We start from the raw sequence: 20148 nt of genomic DNA on the forward strand, positions 1-20148 counted from the left end.
GACCTGGGCGCGTCGCCGGGCGGGTTGCTGGCGATGATGCGGGATGAAGCCGGGCTGCGCGGACAGCCCGGCATCGCAGCCAATGCCTCAATCGCGGCCGTCGAACAGTTCGCGACCGATCAGCATGCGGCGGATTTCGTTGGTGCCGGCGCCGATCGCGTACAGCTTGGCATCGCGCAGCAGTCGGCCGGTGTCGTACTCGTTGATGTAACCGTTGCCGCCCAGGGTCTGGATGGCTTCCAGAGTCACCTGCACCGCCGATTCGGACGCATGCAGCAGGCAGCCGGCGGCGGCCGAACGCGATGAAATGCCGTTGTCGTAATCGCGTGCGACCTGGTAGGCAAACGCACGGCTGGACTGCAGCGCTACGTACATGTCGGCCAGCTTGCCCTGCATCAGGCCAAAGGTGCCGATCGGCGCGTCGAATTGACGGCGTTCACGTGCATACGGCAGGGCGATGTCCAGCGCTGCCTGCATCAGGCCAATCGGTCCGCCGCTGAGTACCAGACGCTCGGTATTCAGCCCGCTCATCAACACCCGCACGCCTTGGTTGACTTCGCCGAGGACATTTTCTGCGGGGATTTCGCAGTCCTGGAAGACCAGTTCGCAGGTATTGCTGCCGCGCATGCCCAGCTTGTCCAGCTTCTGCGCGGTGGAGAACCCTTTCATGCCTTTTTCGACGATGAACGCGGTCATGCAGCGCGAACCGGCGCTCTTGTCGGCGGTGCGCATGTAGACCAGCAGCACGTCGGCTTCCGGGCCGTTGGTAATCCACATCTTGTTGCCATTGGCGACCCAGACGCCATCGCGCAGCTCGGCGCGACAGCTCATCGAACCGACCACGTCGGAGCCGGCGCCCGGCTCACTCATCGCCAGCGCGCCTTTCCATTCGCCGCTGCACAGCTTGGGCAGGTATTTGCGGCGCTGCGCCTCATTGCCATTGAGGTACAGGTTGGAAACGCAGAGGTTGGAGTGCGCACCGTAGCTCAGGCCGACCGAACCGGAGGCGCGCGAGATTTCCTCCATCGCCACCAGGTGCGCCATGTAGCTCATGCCGCTGCCGCCGTACTCGGGGTCCACGGTCAGGCCCAGCAGGCCCAGTTCGCCCAGCTTCGGCCACAGGTCCTGCGGAAACGCGTTGTCGTGATCGATACGTGCCGCGCGCGGTGCGATCTCGGCGTCGGCGAAGCGCCTTACTGCTTCGCGCAGTGCATCGATTTCCTCGCCCAATGAAAAAGTACGGGTTGAAACAGCTTGCATTCTGGCCTCCCAGCCGTATGCGCCGTCGACGAAGCCAACGGCGTTGGAAAGCAGGAATCGTACAACGGTTGTGTTGCACCGCCGTTGTGCAACGCGGTCGCACTGGCGCCGACCTTGCCCGGAGGGCGGCGGAACATGGATGGCGCAGGCCGCCAGCGTGATTCGCGCGACAGTCCCAGTCAGCCGGCGGCCGCTGTCACGCCTGTGCCGCAGCAGCGCCGGGGCGGAGCTGGCTCAGCGCTCGCCGCGCAGATGGCCCATGAAGCGCGGGGCGGTACGACCCAGCGGCAGTTTGAGTTTGCCGATCGAGCGGATGCGGTTCTCGGCAATGCGGTCGGCGGCATATTGCGGGGCGATGTTCTCGCGCTCGGAGACGTTGAAGATGTTGTTCACCGTGTGGTAGATCGTGCGCATCATCCGCATGGCCCGTTCGCGGTTGTAACCGTCGATTTCCAGCGACACGTTCATCACGCCACCGGCATTGACCGCGTAATCGGGCGCGTAGAGGATGCCGCGCTTGGCGGCTTCATCGCCGGTCACGTGTGACATCTGGTTGTTGGCGGTACCGCAGATGACCTTGGCCTTGAGTCGCGGCAGGGTCTGTTCGTTGATCGAATATTCCATCGCGCACGGGGCGAACACATCGACCGGCAGGTCATAGATTTCATCGGGCTTGACCGCTTCGGCACCGTACTCCTCGACCGCCATTTCGACCAGATCGCTACGCAGGTCGGTGACGAACAATTTGGCGCCGCGTTCGCGCAGCAGCTTGACCAGTTCCATGCCGATATGGCCCAGCCCCTGCACGGCAATGCTGTAACGGCCGATTTCCTCGTTGCCGAACTTGCGGCTGAGGCTGGCCATCAGGCCCTGCAGAGCGCCATAGGCGGTAAACGGTGCCGGGTCGCCGGAGCCGCCATGGACCTGGTGCACGCCGACCACGTATTCGGTTTCGCGGTAGACGTTTTCCATGTCGTTGACGTCGGTGCCCACGTCCTCGGCGGTGATGTAGCGGCCGCCCAGCGAATCAACGTAGCGGCCGAAGGCGCGGAACAGCACTTCGGTCTTTTCCTGGGTCGAGTCGCCGATGATCACCGCCTTGCCGCCGCCGACACTGAGCCCGGCCAGCGCATTCTTGTAGGTCATGGTCCGGCTCAGTCGCAGCGCATCGGTCAGTGCCATGTCGCTGTCCGCGTAGGTCCGCATGCGCACACCTCCCAGCGCGGGGCCCAGCACCGTGCTGTGGATGGCGATGATCGCTTTCAGGCCGGCATCGGGGTTGTGGCAGAAGACAACCTGTTCGTGGCCGGAGGTGTCGAGCGTTTCAAAAATCATGGTGGCTCCGTTGCGGCGTGGTGCACTGCAATACGTGCTGCGGACAATGCAAACAACTGATTAGAAAGAAAAAAAGCGACGTTTCCGGAGATATTTCCAGGCGGTCGCTGGTGCATAGTCTAATCCAATCCGCTGCTGGCGGCGGTCAATCCGCTGTCACTTCGCGCCGCGACGACGTGCGGTCGCTGGCGGGCGCCAGGGCGGGGCCGGGAAAACAGAGGCTTGCGCTGACCGGCCGCTATCGAGGGCTGGCGCTGGCGGGTCTGCCGTGCCGGTGGAGTCTGCACGCGCCGGCAATACGCACGCGTATGCATGGCCTTGTGCCTACAGGGATGCCGGGGGCGCACGGTACAATCCAATGCCATACCAGTATTCGAGGCAGCAAGAGGCGCATGAGCACACCGGCTCCACAGGTTCCCGCAGTACAGGCCGTGCCTACCCAGGCCACATCCACGCCGCTGCGTTTCGTCACCGCGGCCAGCCTGTTCGACGGGCACGATGCCGCCATCAACATCATGCGCCGGCTGATCCAGGCGCAGGGTGCGGAGGTCATCCACCTGGGCCATAACCGCAGCGTCGAGGACGTGGTCCGCGCGGCGCTGCAGGAAGACGCCGACGCCATTGCCCTGTCCAGCTACCAGGGCGGGCATGTCGAGTACTTCAAATACATGGTCGACATGTTGAAGGAACGCGGCGCCGGCCATGTGCGGGTATTCGGCGGTGGCGGTGGCACCATCACCCCGGAGGAAATCGCCGAGTTGCAGGGCTACGGCGTCGAACGCATCTATCACCCCAATGACGGCATGAAGATGGGCCTGGTGGAGATGATCGAGGACGTGGTCGAGCGTACCGGGGCCGCGCGCGCGCAGCTGCAGGAAAGCGGTGCCGCTGATGACGTGGAGCAGGCGGTCATTGCCGATGAGTCCAGCATCGGGCGAATGCTCAGTGCCATCGAGGACGGGATTTTTTCCGAATCCGAACTGGTCCAGTTGCGCAGGCAATGGGCCAACGCTTCCGGTTCGCGCTTCGCCGCGACCAGTGCCAGCCAGAGCCCGGTCATCGGCATCACCGGCACCGGCGGCGCCGGCAAGTCCAGCGTCACCGACGAGCTGATGAACCGCTTCCTGGCCAGCTTCCCGAAGATGCGGATGGCAGTCATCTCGGTCGACCCGACCCGGCGCCGTACCGGTGGCGCGCTGCTCGGTGACCGCATCCGCATGAACACCCTGCGCAGCGACCGCATCTACATGCGCTCGATGGCCACCCGCCGCCAGAACGTGGCGACCAACGCGGTATTGAAGGACTGCATTGCGTTCCTGAAGTCGCTGGGCTTCGACCTGGTCATCGTCGAGACCGCCGGCATCGGCCAGAGCGATTCGGAAATCGTCGATCTGGTCGATTTCCCGATGTACGTGATGACCAGCGATTACGGTGCGGCCAGCCAGCTGGAAAAGATCGACATGCTCGATTTCGCCGAGCTGGTGGTGCTGAACAAGTACGACAAGCGCGGTGCCGAGGACGCCCTGCGCGACATCCGCAAGCAGTGGAAGCGCAACCGGGTCGCGTTCCAGACTCCGGATGAGCAGGTGCCGGTTTATCCGACCATCGCCAGCCAGTTCAATGATCCGGGCATCAGCTGGATGTTCGCCAACCTGTGCCGGTTGCTGCGCGAGAAACTGTCATTGCCGGCCAACGCCTGGTCGCCGCAGCTGGACACTTCGATCAAAGAGCCGCGTGCGACGGTGTTGATTCCCGGCAGCCGGGTGCGCTATCTGGCCGAGATCGCCGAACAGGGTCGCTCCATCAACCGCCAGATCGAAACCCAGTCCGAGATCGCCGATCGTGCGCAGTCGCTGTGGCAGGCCTTGCGGGAACTGGACGATGCCGCGCTGCCGAAGGCACTGGAGTTGTATCCGGCCGAGGCGTTGCTGGATCCGAGCGGTGGTGCCGAGCACGGCCATGTCGCTGATCGCTCGCTGCTGACGTTGCGTCAACGCTACAACGATGCCATCCAGTCGCTGTCCAGCGATTCGCTGAAGCTATTGCGCGAATGGCCGGCACGGCGCAAGTCGGTCACCGACGAGGTCAACCAGTACGAAGTGCGCGGCAAGACCATCCGCATCGATAACTACACGACTTCGCTCAGCCACCAGCAGATACCGAAAATCGCGCCGCCACCGTACAAAGGCTGGGGTGAGCTGCTGGGCTTTCTGCAGAAAGAAAACCTGCCGGGCAGCTATCCGTATACCGGTGGCGTCTATCCGTATCGGCGCACCGGTGAAGATCCGATCCGGATGTTTGCCGGCGAAGGCACCCCCGAACGCACCAATCGCCGTTTTCATTACCTGAGCGTGGGCCAGCCGGCGGCACGTTTGTCGACCGCATTCGACAGCGTCACCCTGTATGGCGAAGACCCGGCGCCGCGGCCTGACATCTACGGCAAGATTGGTAACTCCGGGGTCAATATCCCGACCCTGGATGACATGAAGAAGCTGTATTCCGGCTTTGATCTGTGTGCGCCAACCACCAGCGTGTCGATGACCATCAATGGTCCGGCGCCGATCATCCTGGCGATGTTCATGAACACCGCCATCGACCAGCAAGTCGAGAAATACCTGAAGGCCGATGAGCAACGCTGGGCGCAGGCGCAGGCCTGGCTGGATGAATGGTTTGCGCAGCGCCCACGTCCGCACTACCACGGCGAGCTGCCGCCGACCAACAACGGACTGGGGCTGGGCCTGCTGGGGGTGACCGGGGATCAGCTGGTCGATGCCGAAACCTATGCACGGATCAAGGCCGAGACCCTGCGCACTGTGCGCGGTACCGTGCAGGCCGACATCCTCAAGGAAGATCAGGCGCAGAACACCTGTATCTTCAGCACCGAATTCGCCCTGCGGATGATGGGCGACATCCAGCAGTACTTCGTCGACAACGGCGTGCGCAATTTCTATTCGGTGTCGATTTCCGGTTACCACATCGCCGAAGCCGGGGCCAACCCGATTTCGCAGTTGGCCTTCACCTTGTCCAATGGCTTCACCATCGTCGAGTATTACCTGGCGCGGGGGATGCGGATTGATGACTTCGCGCCCAACCTGAGCTTCTTCTTCAGCAACGGCATGGACCCGGAATACACCGTGATTGGCCGCGTTGCCCGTCGCATCTGGGCGCGGGCGATGCGTGAGCGTTATGGCGCCAGTGCACGCAGCCAGATGATGAAGTACCACATTCAGACATCCGGCCGTAGCCTGCACGCGCAGGAGATCCAGTTCAACGACATCCGCACCACGTTGCAGGCCCTGTACGCGCTGTTCGATAACTGCAACAGCCTGCACACCAATGCCTATGACGAGGCCATCACCACGCCGACCGAGGAAAGCGTGCGCCGTGCGGTGGCAATCCAGATGATCATCAACAAGGAACTGGGCCTCAACTTCAATGAAAACCCGTGGCAGGGCAGTTTCATCGTCGAGCAGTTGACCGATATCGTCGAAGAAGCGGTGTACAAGGAATTTGAAGCGATCAGTGAACGTGGCGGCGTACTCGGTGCGATGGACACCATGTACCAGCGCGGCAAGATCCAGGAAGAGTCGCTGTATTACGAACACAAGAAGCACGATGGCAGCCTGCCGCTGGTTGGCGTCAATACCTTCCTGCCGCGCGAGCATGGCGGCGAGATTGCAACCGAGATCGAGCTGATTCGTTCCACCGAACCGGAAAAGGCCCAGCAGATCACCAACGTGCAGGCCTGGCAGACCAGCCGTAATCCATTGGCCCCGGCCGGTGAAACCGAGCATGGGCATTCGGTGGCGCTGGAGGAGCATGGCAGCGACGAAGTCCATGATGGCCATGGCCTGGCCTATCTGCAGCGCACCGCGCGCGAACGCGGCAACGTGTTCGCGTCACTGGTCGAGGCGGTGAAGACCCACAGCCTGGGTCAGATCAGCCATGCCCTGTACGACGTCGGTGGCGAGTACCGGCGCAACATGTGACCAGGAAGCGTTGATGCAGCAAGCAGGGGGTGCTCAGGCGTCCCCTTCTTTTTTGCTGCCTTTCAGCAATGCGTAGATGGCCATTGCGTGGCCATGGCCGAGGTCAAAGTCCTGCTTGAGCCAGGCCACGATCTGGCCAGCCTTGACGCCCTCGTGCAGATGGCTGCCATCACTGAAACCCTGCCTGGCAGCCAGCCTGCGGAAGTCGGCCGGCGATTTGCCGGTCCTGGCCTGGATGTTGTCGAGATAAGCCTGGAATGACATGGCGTTTCACCTGTTGGTATGGAGATTCAATCGCGGTCCGGCGCGCCAAGCGGAAAAAGATGGCGGTAAGGCCGGGCCTCATCGACCACGCGCTGCATGCTCGGGCGGGCCAGCAGTCGGCGCCGGTAGGCGTGCACGTGGGTGTGCTGCGCGGGTATCCGATGGGTCCAGTCGGCATAGAACAGGAACGGGGCGGCGGCGCAGTCGGCCAGACTGAAGGCATCGCCACCGGCCAACTGCCGCTGGCTCATGTACTGGTCCAACCAGGCGTAGGCGGTGTCCAGCATCCGCCGCGCTTCGTCGACGCCATGTGGGTCGCGGGACGCTGGCGGTCTGATGCCGTCGAACACGATCTTCTGCTGCGGGGTGGCGATGTAGTTGTCGAAAAACCGGTCGAGCATGCGCACCTGCAACGCCTGCCGCGGGTCATCCGGCAACAATCGGACCGGACCGGGGTGGTACAGCTGCAGGTGCTCGATGATGATGCTGGCTTCGAGCACCGTCTGCTCGCCATCGACCAGCAGCGGGAAGCGTTTCATCGGCCAGCGCCGTGCCAGCTCCTGCATGTTGGCTGGCTCTTCCAGACTGCGGTACTGGAAGCTGGTCTGGTTTTCATACAGGGCCAGCAGCGCCTTCTGGCAATAAGACGAGAACGGATGGGCGAACAGGACCAGTGGCTTGGCTGTGGTGGACATGGTGGCTCCAGCGATGTCGACAAGGATGTCTGGCAGCCGGCGGCTGCCTCATCATCCATGACGTCCGGGCAACGGCCGGATCGACAGCGTGCTGGTGAATCGATTGCCTGATCGGCAGCGATCAGCCGGCGATGAAGAACAGGCCCAGCACGCCGGCGGCATAGACGCCCACCAGCAGCCAGCTGTCAATGCCCATGCCGGCGTACTTGCGTGGCGCCTTCACCAGCAGTCCGGCGACGAACACCGCGCTGAGCAGGATACCCAGCGCGGTCATGTACAGGTCGGTCGGGGCGGCCGCCGGCAACACCGCATGGCCACTGAGCAATGTCGCCAACAGGAACAGTACCGGCAGGAACGCATTGCCGCCGAGGATGTCGCTGACCGCCAATTCGTATCTGCCAAGCCGGGTGGCGGCAATGCCGGTCGCGATTTCCGGCAGCGACGTGGCCAGCGCCAGCACGGTCGCCCCGAAGACCGCACCCTGCATGCCCCAGGCCTGCGCCAATGCATCGCCGCTGCGTTCCAGGGTGACCCCGGCCACCAGCGTGGCGGTGGCGGTGATGGCGAACATCCAGGCGGGTTTGGCCACTGACGGCCTGCCGGTTTTCGCCGTTGCCGGCGTTTTCGATGATGCTCCCGGCGAGCGCATGCCGCGCAGCAACAGCAGGGCGCCCACCCACACCAGCGCAATCAGCAGGCTGGTCGGACTGGCCCGCCAGATCATCAGACTGGCCGGCAGGAAGTGGCCAACCAGCACCAGTGCCAGCACCACGATGACCAGCAATCCTTCCAGTTGCAGGGCCGCGGAGCTGGCCAGCGTCGACAGTGGGGTGCGGCGGCGATTGCCGAATGCATCCAGTACCGACAGCACCACGGTCTGGATGGCGATGCCGCCGAGGATGTTGCCGATCGCCACGTCCATGCGGCTGCCTTGCACCGCGCTGACGACGATGGCGATTTCCGGCAGGTTGGTCGCGATCGCCAGCAGGACCATGCCGCCCACGGCCTGGCCCCAGCCGAAGGCGTCATCCAGCTGATCGACCGCGCGGGCCAGATGGATGCCTGCCCACCAGACAACGGCGGCGGCGGCGAGAAAGAGGAAAACCAGTCCTGACTGCGAAATATCGTCCATGCCCCAGTCTAGCCCGGCCCCGGTGAGCGGTGAGGCCGCACGGTTGCGGCAGCAGGCATTTTCAGGTTGCGGCGGCCGCGTGCCTGACCCGGTCTTCATCGACGTTCAGCTGGCTTGGGTAAGCTGGCGGGTAACCGTATTCCAGCCGTTGCGAGGAGACCGAGATGGCGACCGGATGGGCAGGCGACACTGCCGTGCAGGACCAAATCGATGCCACCGTGAAGGACGCCGTCGAGCGCGCCCGCCGCCAGTTGCACCGTGGCCCGTCATTGACGCATTGCGAGGAGTGCGATGCGCCGATCCCCGAGGAGCGCCGCGCCGCGGTGCCAGGCGTTCGCCTGTGCGTGGCCTGCCAGGAACTGGCCGACGCCAACGAACAGTCCGGCTCGGCAATCAACCGTCGCGGCAGCAAGGACAGCCAGTTACGCTGAGACACATCACTGGCCGGCTCCCGTGGAGCGCAGCTCGCTGTGCTGTTCTTCGCATCATTGACCGCCCGCCGTAGAGCGCAGCTTGCTGCGCTGCACTTCGCGTCATTGACCGCCCCGCCGTAGAACGCAGCTCGCTGCGCTGCACTTCATGCTGCAGTGGCGACGTGCTGACCTGGTCCAGGTTTCAGCGCAGCAAGGCGCGCTTCGTGTGTTCTCAGAATTTGTAGCCCAGCGAACTGATGATCGACCAGTCCGATTCCGATGCACCCTCGGTCTGTGGCTTGTTGTCGCGGCTGTTGATGTAACTCAGCTCGTAATACAGGTCCTTGATGATTTCGTAGCGTGCCTTCAGGCTGGCTTCGCTGCGCCAGCGGCCACTGACGGTAAAGCTGGGGTAGAGGGTCAATGCCAGCGAGACGTCGAGCTCGGGATGGCTGGTGCGGAAGAACGCGTAGTTGCCCTGCAGCAGGCCTTCGGTATTGCTGCTGGCCGGGGTGCCGACGTAATCCTCGCGGGTGACCACGACGCCGAACAGGCCGGACAACTCGCGCTGGGAATCGCGGAGGAAGTAACGGCCAAAACCACCGCCGAACAACGTACGCAGGTGCAGGTCCAGCTCATCATTGGTCGCCAGGCTGCCACCCATCGACCAGAACCAGTCCTCGCCCAGAAACCGCCGCTGTTCCAGGGTCGCCGCATTGCGCGCCTGGCTCGGGTTGCCGGTGGACTTGTCCCAGGCGCCGTCGTAGGTCGCGGTCCATTGCCGGATCGGATCGCGATAGGTGGCATCCGCCGACAATGTGTACTGGCGACTGTCGTTGGCGGACGCCGCGTCGAGGCCAGCGCTGATATGGCCGTCGATGCGGTCGAAGAAATTGCCTTCCGACAGTGGCACCACATGGACCGCATCGCGCTGGTCGATGCGGACCACGGTATCCTTGCCCTGGCCGCCGGCATTGGGATGCAGGGTCAGCACCCCCGGCTCGGTCAGTTCAGGCAACCGGCCGTAGCGGCGGGCGCCGTTGCTTTCCTCGATTTCCAGGTACTGGTCGGTCTTGATCTGGGCCACTTCGTCCCATTCGATCGACAACGTGCCCATCGAATCGGTCTTGAACGTCAGGATGCCGCGTTCGATGCCCTTGATTTCGCCGGTGATGCGATCGCCGTTGCGCATGACCACCACGTCGGTCTTTGGCGCTGCCAGGGCGTTGCCAGCCAGCAGCCAGCCCAGCACTGCTCCAGCGATACAATTTCCTGCCTTCATCACGTCCTCCGTGTGTCCGGGAGCGAAAATGCATGGGCCTGCCGCTCGATCCTTGAATGCACGCGACGAATCCGCTGTCGCGGTCCGGCGCCTCGGACCATTATCAACTTTTCGGAAGCTGTTTGTATGCCCAAGCCCGTGTCTCCACCCCAAAGCGACCTGTTCGCCGCGGCCACGCCGGTGCTGCACAGCTTGTTCTTTGCACTGCGGCCAGATCCGCGGCAGGTGGCCGGTATCGCGGAGCGCGCGAGCCAGCTGCACACCGCCCATCCGGGTGCGCGTTGGGTCGCGCCGTCGCGCTATCACCTGACCTTGCTGTATCTGGGGCAGAGCCAGGGCCGGCGCGACGATCGCATCCAGCAAGCCATCGCAGCGGCACAGGGATTGCAATCAGCGGGCTTTTCTCTGCGCCTGGATACGCTGAAGGCATTGGGCAATCCCGCCAATCCCGCGTTGGCGCTGGCCGGCGAAGTGGTTCCACCTGAGCTGCAGCACCTGTGGCAACAGTTGCGCCAACGGCTGCTGCGGCAGGGCGTGCGGCTTGCCCCGGGCGAGGCACGGACGCTGCTGCCGCATCTGACACTGGCCTATACAGCGCCCCGCCCGCCGCTGGCCGCGATAGCAGCCGAATCGATGCGCTTTGACGAATTCGTGTTGCTGTCCAGCGTGCAGCGACAACCGGAGTACGAATTGCTTGGCCGCTGGCCGTTGTTGCCTGCCGAGCCCGCCAGCTTGCTGCCGGATGAACCGCCAGCGCATCCGGTTGCTCACGGCCTGCCTCTTGATGGAAAGAACCGCTGACCGGAGTAGTGATGCGAATGCTTGCGATCCAAAGCCTGCTGGCGATGAGCCTGATTTCATCCAACGATGCGTTGGCCACCCAGACCTGCGCGGCCCGCAGTGGCGCCCAGCGGGTGCCGTTGGTCGAGCTTTATACCTCCGAGGGTTGCAGCAGCTGCCCACCGGCGGATCATTGGCTGAGCACGCAGCTTCCCGCGCAGCAGGCAAACTTCCTGGCTTTCCATGTCGATTACTGGGATGACATCGGCTGGCCGGATCGCTTTGCCTCGCCGGCCTACTCCAACCGGCAACGGCAACGGGTGGCCAGTGCCGGTGGCGACACTGTCTACACGCCCCAGGTGATGGTCGGTGCGGAGGTCAATGGCAACTGGCGCAGCCGCAGCCTGTGGCAGGCCACGCTGGCCGCTGAGCAGCGGCAGGCACCGGGCGTGGCGTTGGCATTGCAGATGACGCGAACCGATGATGGCTGGCGGGTCGGAATAGGCGCAACCGGCTTGGCCGCCGATGTGCCGAACGCGCGGCTATGGCTGGCCCGCTACGTCAATGGTCAGCTAACGCAGGTCAGGGCTGGCGAGAACCAGGGCAGGCAACTGCGCCATGATCGGGTGGTGACCGGGTTGCTGGGACCGTGGCCGTTGTCTGCCGGTACGCTGTCGCAGCAGGCGATGTTGCCGGCCTCCACTGGGGATGACTGGGGCATCGTCGCGTTCGCGCAGACCGCGGATGGACAGATACTGCAGTCGTTGCAGCTCGCGGCCAGCGACTGCGGCCCGTCCAGCTAGTCGGCCAGCGATGGTGCAGAATCCCATCGTCATGTTCGGAGAGTGTTCGCATCGGCAATGCCGAACAACGTTCCGAACACGCACTCCGGCTTGAATCGAGGCTATCGCTGACCTGACAGCGAGCCCACTTCCTACCCAAGCCGACGGGCCTGTCTGATGGTGGCCGGTCCCCTGTTGCCTGAAGATGGACCTGCACTCCAGGGGAGCGCGACTGCAGGAGAGGTTACGGGGATCACGGTGCAGGCGGGGAGCAGGATGGCCTGCACCGCCCCGTTTTTTTCACAATTGTTTGCCGCACCCGCGGCACTGACCAATAGACGACGAATCCAGTTGCCTGCGCGAAGTGCCGGTTGAGTGCTCGTCTCGGCGGAACACGCGCTCATCGCATCCTCACCAGATGTGTTGACTGTCACAGGCGATGCTTGCCGAGTTGGGCCAAGTGCAGAGCACGCGAGCTGTAACAGGTCGCACCTGTGACAGGGATGCCGCGATGGTTTCACCACGCCTGGCCGCGGATCCAGGCGGGATAGCGGGTGGTGCAGGGACAATGGTAGAGGCCAAGGGAGCAGGCATGGCCGACAAAAGCACGGCAAGCGCGCCACGATCGTGCATGGCGGGTCCACCACGCAGCAAGGTGGCTTTGGTCATCAACGCCGAAGCGTGCCAGCCGCGCGGCGGCGGTATTGGTCGGTGACCCGGTCGTTGATGCTGGCGTGGCTGGCCGGAATCTGTCTGTGCCTGTGGGGTGCCTGGCTGCCATCCGGTCCTGTGCTGTGGACGACACTGATCGCTGCCGCGCTGCTGGCCTGGCGCTGGCCGCAGGGACGCTGGATCGCGGTATTGCTGATGGGTGGGTGCTGGGCGGCGCTGCATGCCGAACATGTCCTGTCGCGACAACTGACGCCAGCTGCCGAAGGCAGTGAAATAGTGGTGCAGGGCAGGGTGGCCAACCTGCCTGCACATGAGGCCAGGCGCAGCGTGTTTCTGTTCGACGTTGATGAAACAACGGGATCGGCGGCGGAACTGCGTGGCAAGCGTATCCGGTTGTCGTGGTATGACGCCTACGGCAGTACCGCCCCCGGCCCGCGCCGGCAGCTGCTTGCCAACCAGCGATGGCGGTTCTCGATCAAGGCACGCGCACCCCGTGGCCTCAGCAATCCCGGAAGCTGGGACAGTGAACGCCATGCGCTGGCGCAACAGCTGGCTGCCACCGGCTATGTCAGGCAGCCGGACCGCGCTGTGTTGTTGCAGCCTGCCAGTGGGCTTCAGGCCTGGCGGGAAACGATGTCAGATCGCATCGCGCGTTCGGTGAGCGTCGATGGCAGCCGCTTCGTGCGGGCACTGGCGCTGGGTGATACCCGTGCGCTGACCGATCGCGACTGGGAAATCCTGCGTGCGGCCGGGTTGACCCACCTGATCGCCATCTCCGGCTTCCATGTCGGACTGGTGGCCGCGGCATTCGCGTTGCTGGTCGGGCTGGTGTGGCGGGCGTTTCCGTCGTTGATGCGGTATCTGCCGTTGCCACAGGTACTGGGCTGGGCGGCGGTGGTCGGAGCCAGCGTATATGCCGGCGTGGCCGGCTTCGGCCTGCCGGCGTTGCGCACGGTGGCGATGCTGCTGGTGGTGGTCATTGCCCGCAGCTGGCGGCGGCCGTTGGCCGTCATGGACGCACTCGGCCTGGCGATGAGCGTCATCTTGTTGCTGGCGCCGTTGTCGGTATTGACGGCCGGTTTCTGGCTCAGCTTTGCCGGCGTGGCCTGGCTGGCGTGGTGTCTGCCGGACGGACCACAACACTGGCTGCGGGGATTCCTGTCGGCGCAGGCGGTAGCCACGGTGGGGCTGTTGCCGCTGACCATCGCTTTGTTCGGCCAGGCCTCGGCGGTCGGGATAGGGGCCAATCTGCTGGCGATTCCGTGGTGGAGCCTGGTGGTAGTACCGCTGTCATTGCTGGGGACCGCGCTGGAAGTCATCCATGGCGGCAGCGGCGAGTGGGCCTGGCGCGCCGCCGCGGCATGCTTCCAGCCCAGTTGGGACCTGTTTGCGTGGATGGCCCGCTCGCCGGCAGCGTTGTGGTGGCTGCCACAAGCCGGTCGCTGGGCGCTGCCGCTGGCGTTGTTGGCCGCGTTCTGGTGGACGCTGCCGCGCGGAGTACCGGGCAAGGCGTTGGCCAGCCTGCTGTGGCTGCCGCTGCTATGGCCGGACCGCGAGCTGCCGCGGGCTGGCGAGGCCGAGCTGGTGGTGCTGGATGTTGGCCAGGGCTTGTCGGTGCTGGTGCGCACCGCCGGCCATACGTTGCTGTACGACGCTGGTCCGGCGGTCAGGGACGGCTTCGACGCCGGCGAACGGGTAGTGGTGCCGACCCTGCATGCGCTGGGGGTGCGCCGGCTGGACAAGCTGATCCACAGTCACGCCGATGCCGACCATGCCGGAGGCCTGGTGGCGGTCAGCGCGGTCTACCCGGTGGCGGCGACGCTCGGACCGCTGGGCTCGCCACTGCCGGTCCAGACGCCGTGCCAGGCGGGCGTTGGCTGGCGCTGGGATGGCGTCGAGTTCCGCTTCCTGCATCCTCCGCCACACTTTCCGTATCTGCGCAACGAATCCAGCTGCGTGCTGCGCATCAAGACCGCGCATGGCGTGGCACTGCTGACTGGTGACATCGGTGAAGTGATCGAGCGGGATCTGTTGCGACGCGGCCCTGAGGACGTGCGTGCCGATGTAGTGGTGGCTGCACACCACGGCAGCGCCAGCTCGTCGCAGCCGGCGTTTGTCAGGGCCACGCAGGCGCGGCTGGTCCTGGTATCCAGCGGTCACGGCAATCGCTTCGGCCATCCGCAAGCTGCGGTGGTCCAACGCTGGCAGCGTGCCGGCGCCGAGGTACTGGACACCTCCAGCGCCGGTGCGCTGCGGGTCTGGTTGTCGGCGCAGGGCCTGCAGCTACGTGAAAACCGCGCGCATCGGCGGCGATTGTGGGATGCGGTGCGGCGACGGCAGGCAGCTGGGCTATCCTATCGGCCCGACAACACACGGCCGGACGCGCCGGAGGACTGAACGTGCTGGAACTGGTCAAGGCCGGTGGATGGCCCATGATTCCGCTTTTGCTGCTGGCGGTGCTGGCGTTGGCGATCATCGTCGAACGCTTCTGGACGCTGCGGCGCAAGGAAGTCCTGCCGCCGGGACTGGGCCAGGAAGTACGCAACTGGGCGACCCGTGGCCAGCTGGAGCCGGCCCATATCGAGTCGTTGCGCCGCACCTCGCCGCTGGGTGAGGTACTGGCCGCCGCGCTGGACGTGCGCAACCGCCCGCGCGAGCAGATCCGCGAGCGCATCGAGGACACTGGCCGGCATGTGGTCCACCGCATGGAAAAATTCCTCAACACGCTCGGCAGCATCGCCTCGGCGGGCCCTCTGCTGGGGCTGCTGGGGACCGTGGTTGGCATGATCCAGATGTTCCTGGGCATCCTCGACAGCGGCGTCGGCGACGTCAACCAGTTGGCCGGCGGCATCGGCAAGGCACTGGTGTGCGCGGCCACCGGCATGATCGTGGCGATTCCGGCGCTGATGTTCTATCGCTATTTCCGCGGCCGCATCAGCGGTTACGTCATCGAGATGGAAAAAGAAGCCACCGCGCTGGTCGATGCGCTGGAAGCGCGCCCATCGCGCGCGCCGGTGCGTGGCCCCGTCGCGGCGACCGCCGTCCCGGCCAACGCCTGAGCCGCCCATGCGCATACGTGACGACCGAGCCCACGAAGAGCCCGAACTCAATCTGGTGCCGCTGATCGACGTGATCCTTGTCCTGATCATCTTCTTCGTGGTCACCACCACGTTCGACAGCCGCTCGATGCTGCAGCTGCAGCTGCCCAGCGCCACCGGCGAGCCGGTCGCCGCGCAGGCACGTGCGCTGAGCGTGCTGGTCAATGCCGACGGCCATTATTTCGTCGATGACCAGGAAGTCCTGCGCACCGACATCGATGCCCTGAAGCAGACCTTGTCGGCGGTAGCCGGCCGCGACCGCCAGCGACCGGTGCTGTTGCGGGCCGATGCGCGCACCCCGCACCAGGCGGTGGTGACCGCGCTGGATGCGCTGGGGCAACTTGGCTTCCACAAGGTCAACATCGCCACCGCACCGGAGGTGAAGCCTTGAGTACCGCTGACCGCCAGTCAACTGAAGCATCGCACTGGCAGACCTACAGGCGCCTGATTGGTTTCGCCAAGCCGTATCGCGGGCTGTTGCTGCTGGCGCTGGTCGGGGCATTGGTGGAAGCCGTGGCCAGCGGTGCGTTCACCAGTCTGATGAAGCCGATCACCAACGTCACCTTCATCGAGAAGAATGCGGAGGTGGCGATCTGGTTGCCGCTGGCCATCCTCGGCCTGTTCCTGGTGCGCGGCGCGGCTGGCTACACCACCGACATGAGCATGGGCCGTGCCGCCCGCAGCATCGCCCGCGATCTGCGGGTGAAGGTACTGGGCAAGTATCTGCGGTTGCCGGGTTCGCGCTTCGACAACGAGCCGGTACCGTCAATGCTGGTGCGGTTGGGCTCGGACAGCGACCAGGTGTCGCAGGCAGCGGTTGATGCGGCCAAGGTGGTCATCCAGCAATCGCTGCAGGTCATCGTGCTGGTTGGGGTGATGCTGTGGCACAGCTGGCAGGTGACCTTGACCATCGTCGTGCTGGCGCCACCACTGGCCTGGATCATGGACAAGGTCGCCAAGCGTTACCGGCGCATCAGCCATCGCATCCAGGAAAGCAGCGCCGCGTTGCTGCAGTCCGCCGACCAGACCCTGTCCAGTCATCAGGAAGTCAAGATCTACGGCGCCCAGGCGATGGAGCTTGAGCGCTACCGCGGCCTAGCCGACAACAATCTGCGGCTGGCAATGAAGGTCGAATCGACCAAGGGTATTTCCTCGGCCACCGTCCAGTTCATGGGCGCTGTAGGGCTGGCGGCATTGTTGCTGATTGCCGGGCGTGAAGCCCAGGCCGGCCGCCTCAGCGCCGGTGATTTCATCGTGCTGATGGTGTCGATGATCGGGATCATCCCGGCGATGAAGCAGCTGACCAACGTGCAGAACATGATGCAGCGCGGGGTCGCGTCGGCCGAGCGCCTGTTCACCGTCCTGGACGCGCCGGACGAAGTCGATGCCGGCCAACGCCATCTGCAACGCGCCAATGGTCTGATCGAGTTCCGCCATGTCAGTGCCCGTTACCCCGGCCAGACACGGCCGGCTCTGGAGGACATCAGCTTCACCGCACGGCCGGGCACGGTCACCGCGATTGTCGGCCGTTCCGGTAGCGGCAAATCCAGCCTGATCAAGCTGATTCCACGCTTCTACGAAAAAGAAGCCGGCGAGATCCTGCTCGACGGTTACCCGATCAGTGATTACACCCTGGCTGACCTGCGCCGGCAGATCGCGCTGGTCGGGCAGCAGGTGGTGTTGTTCGATGGTTCGATCGCCGCCAACGTCGCCTATGGTGAAATGGGCGCGGCCGAGGCCGCGGCCATCGACGACGCCATCCGTGGCGCCAATGCACTGGAGTTCGTCGAGCAACTGCCCGAAGGCCTGCAGGCATCGGTCGGCACCAAGGGCAATCGCCTTTCCGGCGGCCAGCGACAGCGCCTGGCGATTGCACGGGCGATGTTGAAGGACGCACCGATCCTGATCCTGGACGAAGCCACCGCCGCCCTCGACAACGAGTCCGAGCGCCTGGTCCAGAACGCGCTGGAAAAACTGATGCCCGATCGCACCACGCTGGTCATCGCCCATCGTCTGTCGACCATCGAGCATGCCGATCAGGTGCTGGTGCTGGATCAGGGCAGGCTGGTCGAGCAGGGCAGCCCGGCCGAGCTGTTGGCGCGTGGTGGGCTGTACGCGCATCTGCACCAGATGCAGTTCCGCGAGGGCGAGATCGGGTGAGCAGCAAGCGCAGGACGCCGCCGCGTTACTGGTTTGATGGTTTCCCGGTGCCTTGGCACATGCGGCTGCTGTCACGCCTGTACGCCGCCGTCATCGCCCTGCGCGTGCGCGCCTATCATTCCGGCTGGCGACGCTCGGTACGCGTGCCGGTACCGGTGCTGGTGGTCGGCAACATCACCGTCGGTGGCACCGGCAAGACGCCGCTGACCATCGCCCTGGTGCAGCGCCTGCGCGCGGCCGGTTACACGCCGGGCGTGGCCAGCCGTGGCTACGGACGCCAGCAGCCGGATCAGGCGGCCTGGGTCGACGCCAACACCCGCCCGGCCCAGGGCGGCGACGAACCAGTGCTGATCGCGCGCCAGACCGGCGCGCTGGTGCGGGTGGATCGCGACCGGGTCGCGGCGGCACGCGCGCTGGCCGACGCCGGCTGCGACGTGGTGGTCTGTGACGACGGCCTGCAGCACTACCGCCTGCAACGCGATATTGAAGTGGAAGTGATCGATGGCGAGCGCCGCTACGGCAACGGCAAGCTGCTGCCGGCCGGGCCTCTGCGCGAACCCGTCGAGCGCGGCCAGCGGTGCGACTTCCGGGTCGTCAATGGTGGCGAGCCGGGCTTTGGCGAATGGCCGATGCGACTGGCCAGCGACGCGGCACTGCCGCTGCATGGCGGGCGCTCGCGACCGCTGGCCTCGTTCGCTGGCCAGCGCGTGCACGCGGTGGCCGGCATCGGCCATCCACCGCGTTTCTTCGACATGCTGCGCGGACGGGGGATAGCGGTCGTGCCGCACGCATTCGACGACCATCATGCCTACAGCGCGCGCGACTTCGAGTTCGGCAGCGAGCTGCCGGTGTTGATGACCGAAAAAGACGCAGTCAAGTGCGCCGGCCTGGCCAAGGACTGGTATTTCAGCGTGCCGATCAGCGCGCAGTTGCCGGAAGCCTTCTGGGTCGCCCTGCTCGACAAACTGGACAAGCTGCGCCGGCGTGGCAGCGGCGGCAAGCGGAGTACGGACGTGGAGGAGGGGGATCGCAATGAGTGACGACAGCCAGGCGGGTGCTGGCGATTTCGTGGTCGCCATCCCGGCGCGCTACGCCGCCTCGCGGTTGCCCGGCAAGCCGTTGCGTCTGCTCGGTGGTGATCCACTGGTGCTGCACGTGGCACGGCGCGCGCTGCAGGCCGGTGCCCGCCAGGTCTGGGTGGCCACCGACGATCCGCGCATCGCGCATGCATTGCAGGGCAGTGGGGTCGAGGTGGCGATGACCTCGCCGGATCACGCCTCCGGCAGCGATCGGCTGGCCGAATGCGCGGACATTGCTGGCTGGGGTGATGACGTGGCCGTGGTCAACCTGCAGGGCGATGAGCCTTTTGCCCCGGCCGATGGCATCCGCGCCGTGGCCCGGGCATTGCTCGACAGTGGCGCGCCGATGGCGACGCTGGCGACCCCGGTCAGTGATGCGCAGACCCTGTTCGATCCGAATGCGGTCAAGCTGGTGCGCGCGGCCAATGGTGATGCGCTGTATTTCAGCCGCGCGCCGATTCCGTGGCATCGCGACGGCTTTGCCAGCAGTCGCGAACAACTGCCGTCTGCCGGCCAGTGGTTGCGGCATATCGGCATCTACGCCTATCGGGCCGGCTTCCTGCGCTGTTTCACCCGCTTGCCGCCGGGGCAGCTGGAGCAGGTGGAATCGCTGGAACAGCTGCGGGTGCTGGAAGCCGGCCATCGCATCGCGGTGGCGCTGGCGCCATCAGCGTTCCCCGCCGGCGTCGACACGCCGGAAGACCTGGCTCGCGCCGAGGCACAGCTGCTGGGTCAGGCATGAAGCTGCTGGTCATCTGCCTGGGCAACATCTGCCGTTCGCCGATGGCCGAAGGCGCGCTGCGCGCCCATATCCAGCGTTCGCACCTGCGCGACCGGGTCGAGATCGACTCGGCCGGCACCGGCGACTGGCATGCGGGGCAGGCGCCGGACCGGCGCGCGGTCGCCTGTGCGCGCAGCCACGGGGTCGATATCAGCGATCTGCGCGCACGCCAGCTGCGGCCATCGGATTTCCATGATTTCGACTGGCTGCTGTGTGCTGACCAGCAGAACCTGAAGGATGTACGGCGGCTGGCCCCGGCTGGCACCGCGCACAAGGTCGTGCTGCTGCTGGATTGGGCCGGGGTGCTGGCCGACGGCGCCATCCCGGATCCGTACACCGGCCAGGCCGAGGATTTCCAGCATGTCTGGCGACTGGTTGATTCAGCCGCATCAGCGGCGGTCGCACGCCTTTCTCAAAAGTGACTCT

At 65.0% G+C, this 20148-nt stretch carries 17 protein-coding genes; 11 read left to right on the forward strand and 6 right to left on the reverse strand.

The genetic code is table 11. From position 1 onward, the window contains the following. Positions 1-87 precede the first annotated feature (87 nt). Complete coding sequence (locus tag ABB29_RS03890; protein WP_057657305.1) at positions 88-1260, reverse strand: acyl-CoA dehydrogenase family protein; 1173 nt, start codon at positions 1258-1260, stop codon at positions 88-90. Between the two features lie 234 nt (positions 1261-1494). Beyond that, a complete protein-coding gene (locus tag ABB29_RS03895) occupies positions 1495-2595 on the reverse strand; it encodes a Glu/Leu/Phe/Val dehydrogenase dimerization domain-containing protein (RefSeq protein WP_057657306.1) in 1101 nt (366 codons plus the stop codon). Positions 2596-2987: 392 nt separating this feature from the next. Here ABB29_RS03895 and ABB29_RS03900 point away from each other — a divergent pair, with 392 nt between their 5' ends. After that, on the forward strand, positions 2988-6584 hold the full coding sequence (locus tag ABB29_RS03900) for a methylmalonyl-CoA mutase family protein (protein WP_057657307.1): 3597 nt from the start codon (positions 2988-2990) through the stop codon (positions 6582-6584). 33 nt (positions 6585-6617) lie between these two features. Here the strand turns inward: ABB29_RS03900 and ABB29_RS03905 are convergent, their stop codons facing one another. From ABB29_RS03905 to ABB29_RS03915, 3 genes are all read right to left on the reverse strand, one after another. After that, complete coding sequence (locus ABB29_RS03905) at positions 6618-6848, reverse strand: DUF4287 domain-containing protein (protein WP_057657308.1); 231 nt, start codon at positions 6846-6848, stop codon at positions 6618-6620. Positions 6849-6874: 26 nt separating this feature from the next. Beyond that, complete coding sequence (locus ABB29_RS03910) at positions 6875-7543, reverse strand: glutathione S-transferase family protein (protein WP_057657309.1); 669 nt, start codon at positions 7541-7543, stop codon at positions 6875-6877. A gap of 121 nt (positions 7544-7664) precedes the next feature. Then, positions 7665-8675: a sodium:calcium antiporter gene (locus ABB29_RS03915; protein WP_057657310.1), complete on the reverse strand. Its 1011-nt coding sequence runs from the start codon at positions 8673-8675 to the stop codon at positions 7665-7667. A gap of 164 nt (positions 8676-8839) precedes the next feature. Between ABB29_RS03915 and ABB29_RS03920 the strand changes: the two genes are divergently transcribed. Then, positions 8840-9106 (forward strand): DksA/TraR family C4-type zinc finger protein, encoded by a 267-nt coding sequence (locus ABB29_RS03920; RefSeq protein ID WP_057657311.1) that lies wholly within the window; start codon positions 8840-8842, stop codon positions 9104-9106. Positions 9107-9320: 214 nt separating this feature from the next. Here the strand turns inward: ABB29_RS03920 and ABB29_RS03925 are convergent, their stop codons facing one another. Beyond that, positions 9321-10370, reverse strand: coding sequence for a DUF481 domain-containing protein (locus ABB29_RS03925; protein WP_170185842.1), 1050 nt, complete (start codon positions 10368-10370; stop codon positions 9321-9323). A 138-nt stretch (positions 10371-10508) separates the two neighbouring features. On the opposite strand from ABB29_RS03925, the gene thpR reads away from it, so the two are divergent. The 9 genes from thpR to ABB29_RS03970 all read left to right on the forward strand — a co-directional run bounded on the left by thpR (position 10509) and on the right by ABB29_RS03970 (position 20144). Beyond that, positions 10509-11171, forward strand: coding sequence for an RNA 2',3'-cyclic phosphodiesterase (gene thpR / locus ABB29_RS16475; protein ID WP_170185843.1), 663 nt, complete (start codon positions 10509-10511; stop codon positions 11169-11171). A 17-nt stretch (positions 11172-11188) separates the two neighbouring features. Further along, on the forward strand, positions 11189-11953 hold the full coding sequence (locus ABB29_RS03935; protein ID WP_057657314.1) for a DUF1223 domain-containing protein: 765 nt from the start codon (positions 11189-11191) through the stop codon (positions 11951-11953). Between the two features lie 690 nt (positions 11954-12643). Next, positions 12644-15001 carry a DNA internalization-related competence protein ComEC/Rec2 gene (locus ABB29_RS03940; protein WP_425414724.1) on the forward strand — a complete coding sequence of 786 codons (2358 nt, stop codon included), beginning with the start codon at positions 12644-12646 and terminating at the stop codon, positions 14999-15001. Between the two features lie 35 nt (positions 15002-15036). Then, positions 15037-15663 carry a MotA/TolQ/ExbB proton channel family protein gene (locus ABB29_RS03945; protein ID WP_425414725.1) on the forward strand — a complete coding sequence of 209 codons (627 nt, stop codon included), beginning with the start codon at positions 15037-15039 and terminating at the stop codon, positions 15661-15663. Positions 15664-15670: 7 nt separating this feature from the next. Beyond that, entirely contained in the window at positions 15671-16093 is a 423-nt protein-coding gene (locus ABB29_RS03950) for an ExbD/TolR family protein (RefSeq protein ID WP_057657317.1), read from the forward strand. Beyond that, positions 16090-17862: a lipid A export permease/ATP-binding protein MsbA gene (gene msbA / locus ABB29_RS03955; RefSeq protein ID WP_057657318.1), complete on the forward strand. Its 1773-nt coding sequence runs from the start codon at positions 16090-16092 to the stop codon at positions 17860-17862. The genes ABB29_RS03950 and msbA overlap by 4 nt, the downstream gene beginning before the upstream one ends. Continuing rightward, the gene (gene lpxK / locus ABB29_RS03960; protein WP_057657319.1) at positions 17859-18902 is read left to right on the forward strand and encodes a tetraacyldisaccharide 4'-kinase; all 1044 of its coding nucleotides are present in this window, start codon (positions 17859-17861) and stop codon (positions 18900-18902) included. Before msbA ends, lpxK begins: the two co-directional genes overlap by 4 nt. After that, positions 18895-19683: a 3-deoxy-manno-octulosonate cytidylyltransferase gene (kdsB, locus tag ABB29_RS03965; RefSeq protein WP_057657320.1), complete on the forward strand. Its 789-nt coding sequence runs from the start codon at positions 18895-18897 to the stop codon at positions 19681-19683. The genes lpxK and kdsB overlap by 8 nt, the downstream gene beginning before the upstream one ends. Then, complete coding sequence (locus ABB29_RS03970; RefSeq protein WP_057657321.1) at positions 19680-20144, forward strand: low molecular weight protein-tyrosine-phosphatase; 465 nt, start codon at positions 19680-19682, stop codon at positions 20142-20144. The genes kdsB and ABB29_RS03970 overlap by 4 nt, the downstream gene beginning before the upstream one ends. The last annotated feature ends 4 nt before the right edge of the window (positions 20145-20148 follow it).

The sequence above is a fragment of the Pseudoxanthomonas dokdonensis genome (genome assembly GCF_001431405.1).
GTDB classification, from domain to species: domain Bacteria; phylum Pseudomonadota; class Gammaproteobacteria; order Xanthomonadales; family Xanthomonadaceae; genus Pseudoxanthomonas_A; species Pseudoxanthomonas_A dokdonensis.

What these genes read in the sequence shown, in the direction of transcription:
- ABB29_RS03890 (WP_057657305.1), bottom strand. Translation starts at nt 1,260, where the DNA reads ATGCAAGCTGTTTCAACCCGTACTTTTTCATTGGGCGAGGAAATCGAT.
- ABB29_RS03895 (WP_057657306.1), bottom strand. Translation starts at nt 2,595, where the DNA reads ATGATTTTTGAAACGCTCGACACCTCCGGCCACGAACAGGTTGTCTTC.
- ABB29_RS03900 (WP_057657307.1), top strand. Translation starts at nt 2,988, where the DNA reads ATGAGCACACCGGCTCCACAGGTTCCCGCAGTACAGGCCGTGCCTACC.
- ABB29_RS03905 (WP_057657308.1), bottom strand. Translation starts at nt 6,848, where the DNA reads ATGTCATTCCAGGCTTATCTCGACAACATCCAGGCCAGGACCGGCAAA.
- ABB29_RS03910 (WP_057657309.1), bottom strand. Translation starts at nt 7,543, where the DNA reads ATGTCCACCACAGCCAAGCCACTGGTCCTGTTCGCCCATCCGTTCTCG.
- ABB29_RS03915 (WP_057657310.1), bottom strand. Translation starts at nt 8,675, where the DNA reads ATGGACGATATTTCGCAGTCAGGACTGGTTTTCCTCTTTCTCGCCGCC.
- ABB29_RS03920 (WP_057657311.1), top strand. Translation starts at nt 8,840, where the DNA reads ATGGCGACCGGATGGGCAGGCGACACTGCCGTGCAGGACCAAATCGAT.
- ABB29_RS03925 (WP_170185842.1), bottom strand. Translation starts at nt 10,370, where the DNA reads ATGAAGGCAGGAAATTGTATCGCTGGAGCAGTGCTGGGCTGGCTGCTG.
- ABB29_RS03935 (WP_057657314.1), top strand. Translation starts at nt 11,189, where the DNA reads ATGCTTGCGATCCAAAGCCTGCTGGCGATGAGCCTGATTTCATCCAAC.
- ABB29_RS03945 (WP_425414725.1), top strand. Translation starts at nt 15,037, where the DNA reads ATGATTCCGCTTTTGCTGCTGGCGGTGCTGGCGTTGGCGATCATCGTC.
- ABB29_RS03950 (WP_057657317.1), top strand. Translation starts at nt 15,671, where the DNA reads ATGCGCATACGTGACGACCGAGCCCACGAAGAGCCCGAACTCAATCTG.
- kdsB (WP_057657320.1), top strand. Translation starts at nt 18,895, where the DNA reads ATGAGTGACGACAGCCAGGCGGGTGCTGGCGATTTCGTGGTCGCCATC.
- ABB29_RS03970 (WP_057657321.1), top strand. Translation starts at nt 19,680, where the DNA reads ATGAAGCTGCTGGTCATCTGCCTGGGCAACATCTGCCGTTCGCCGATG.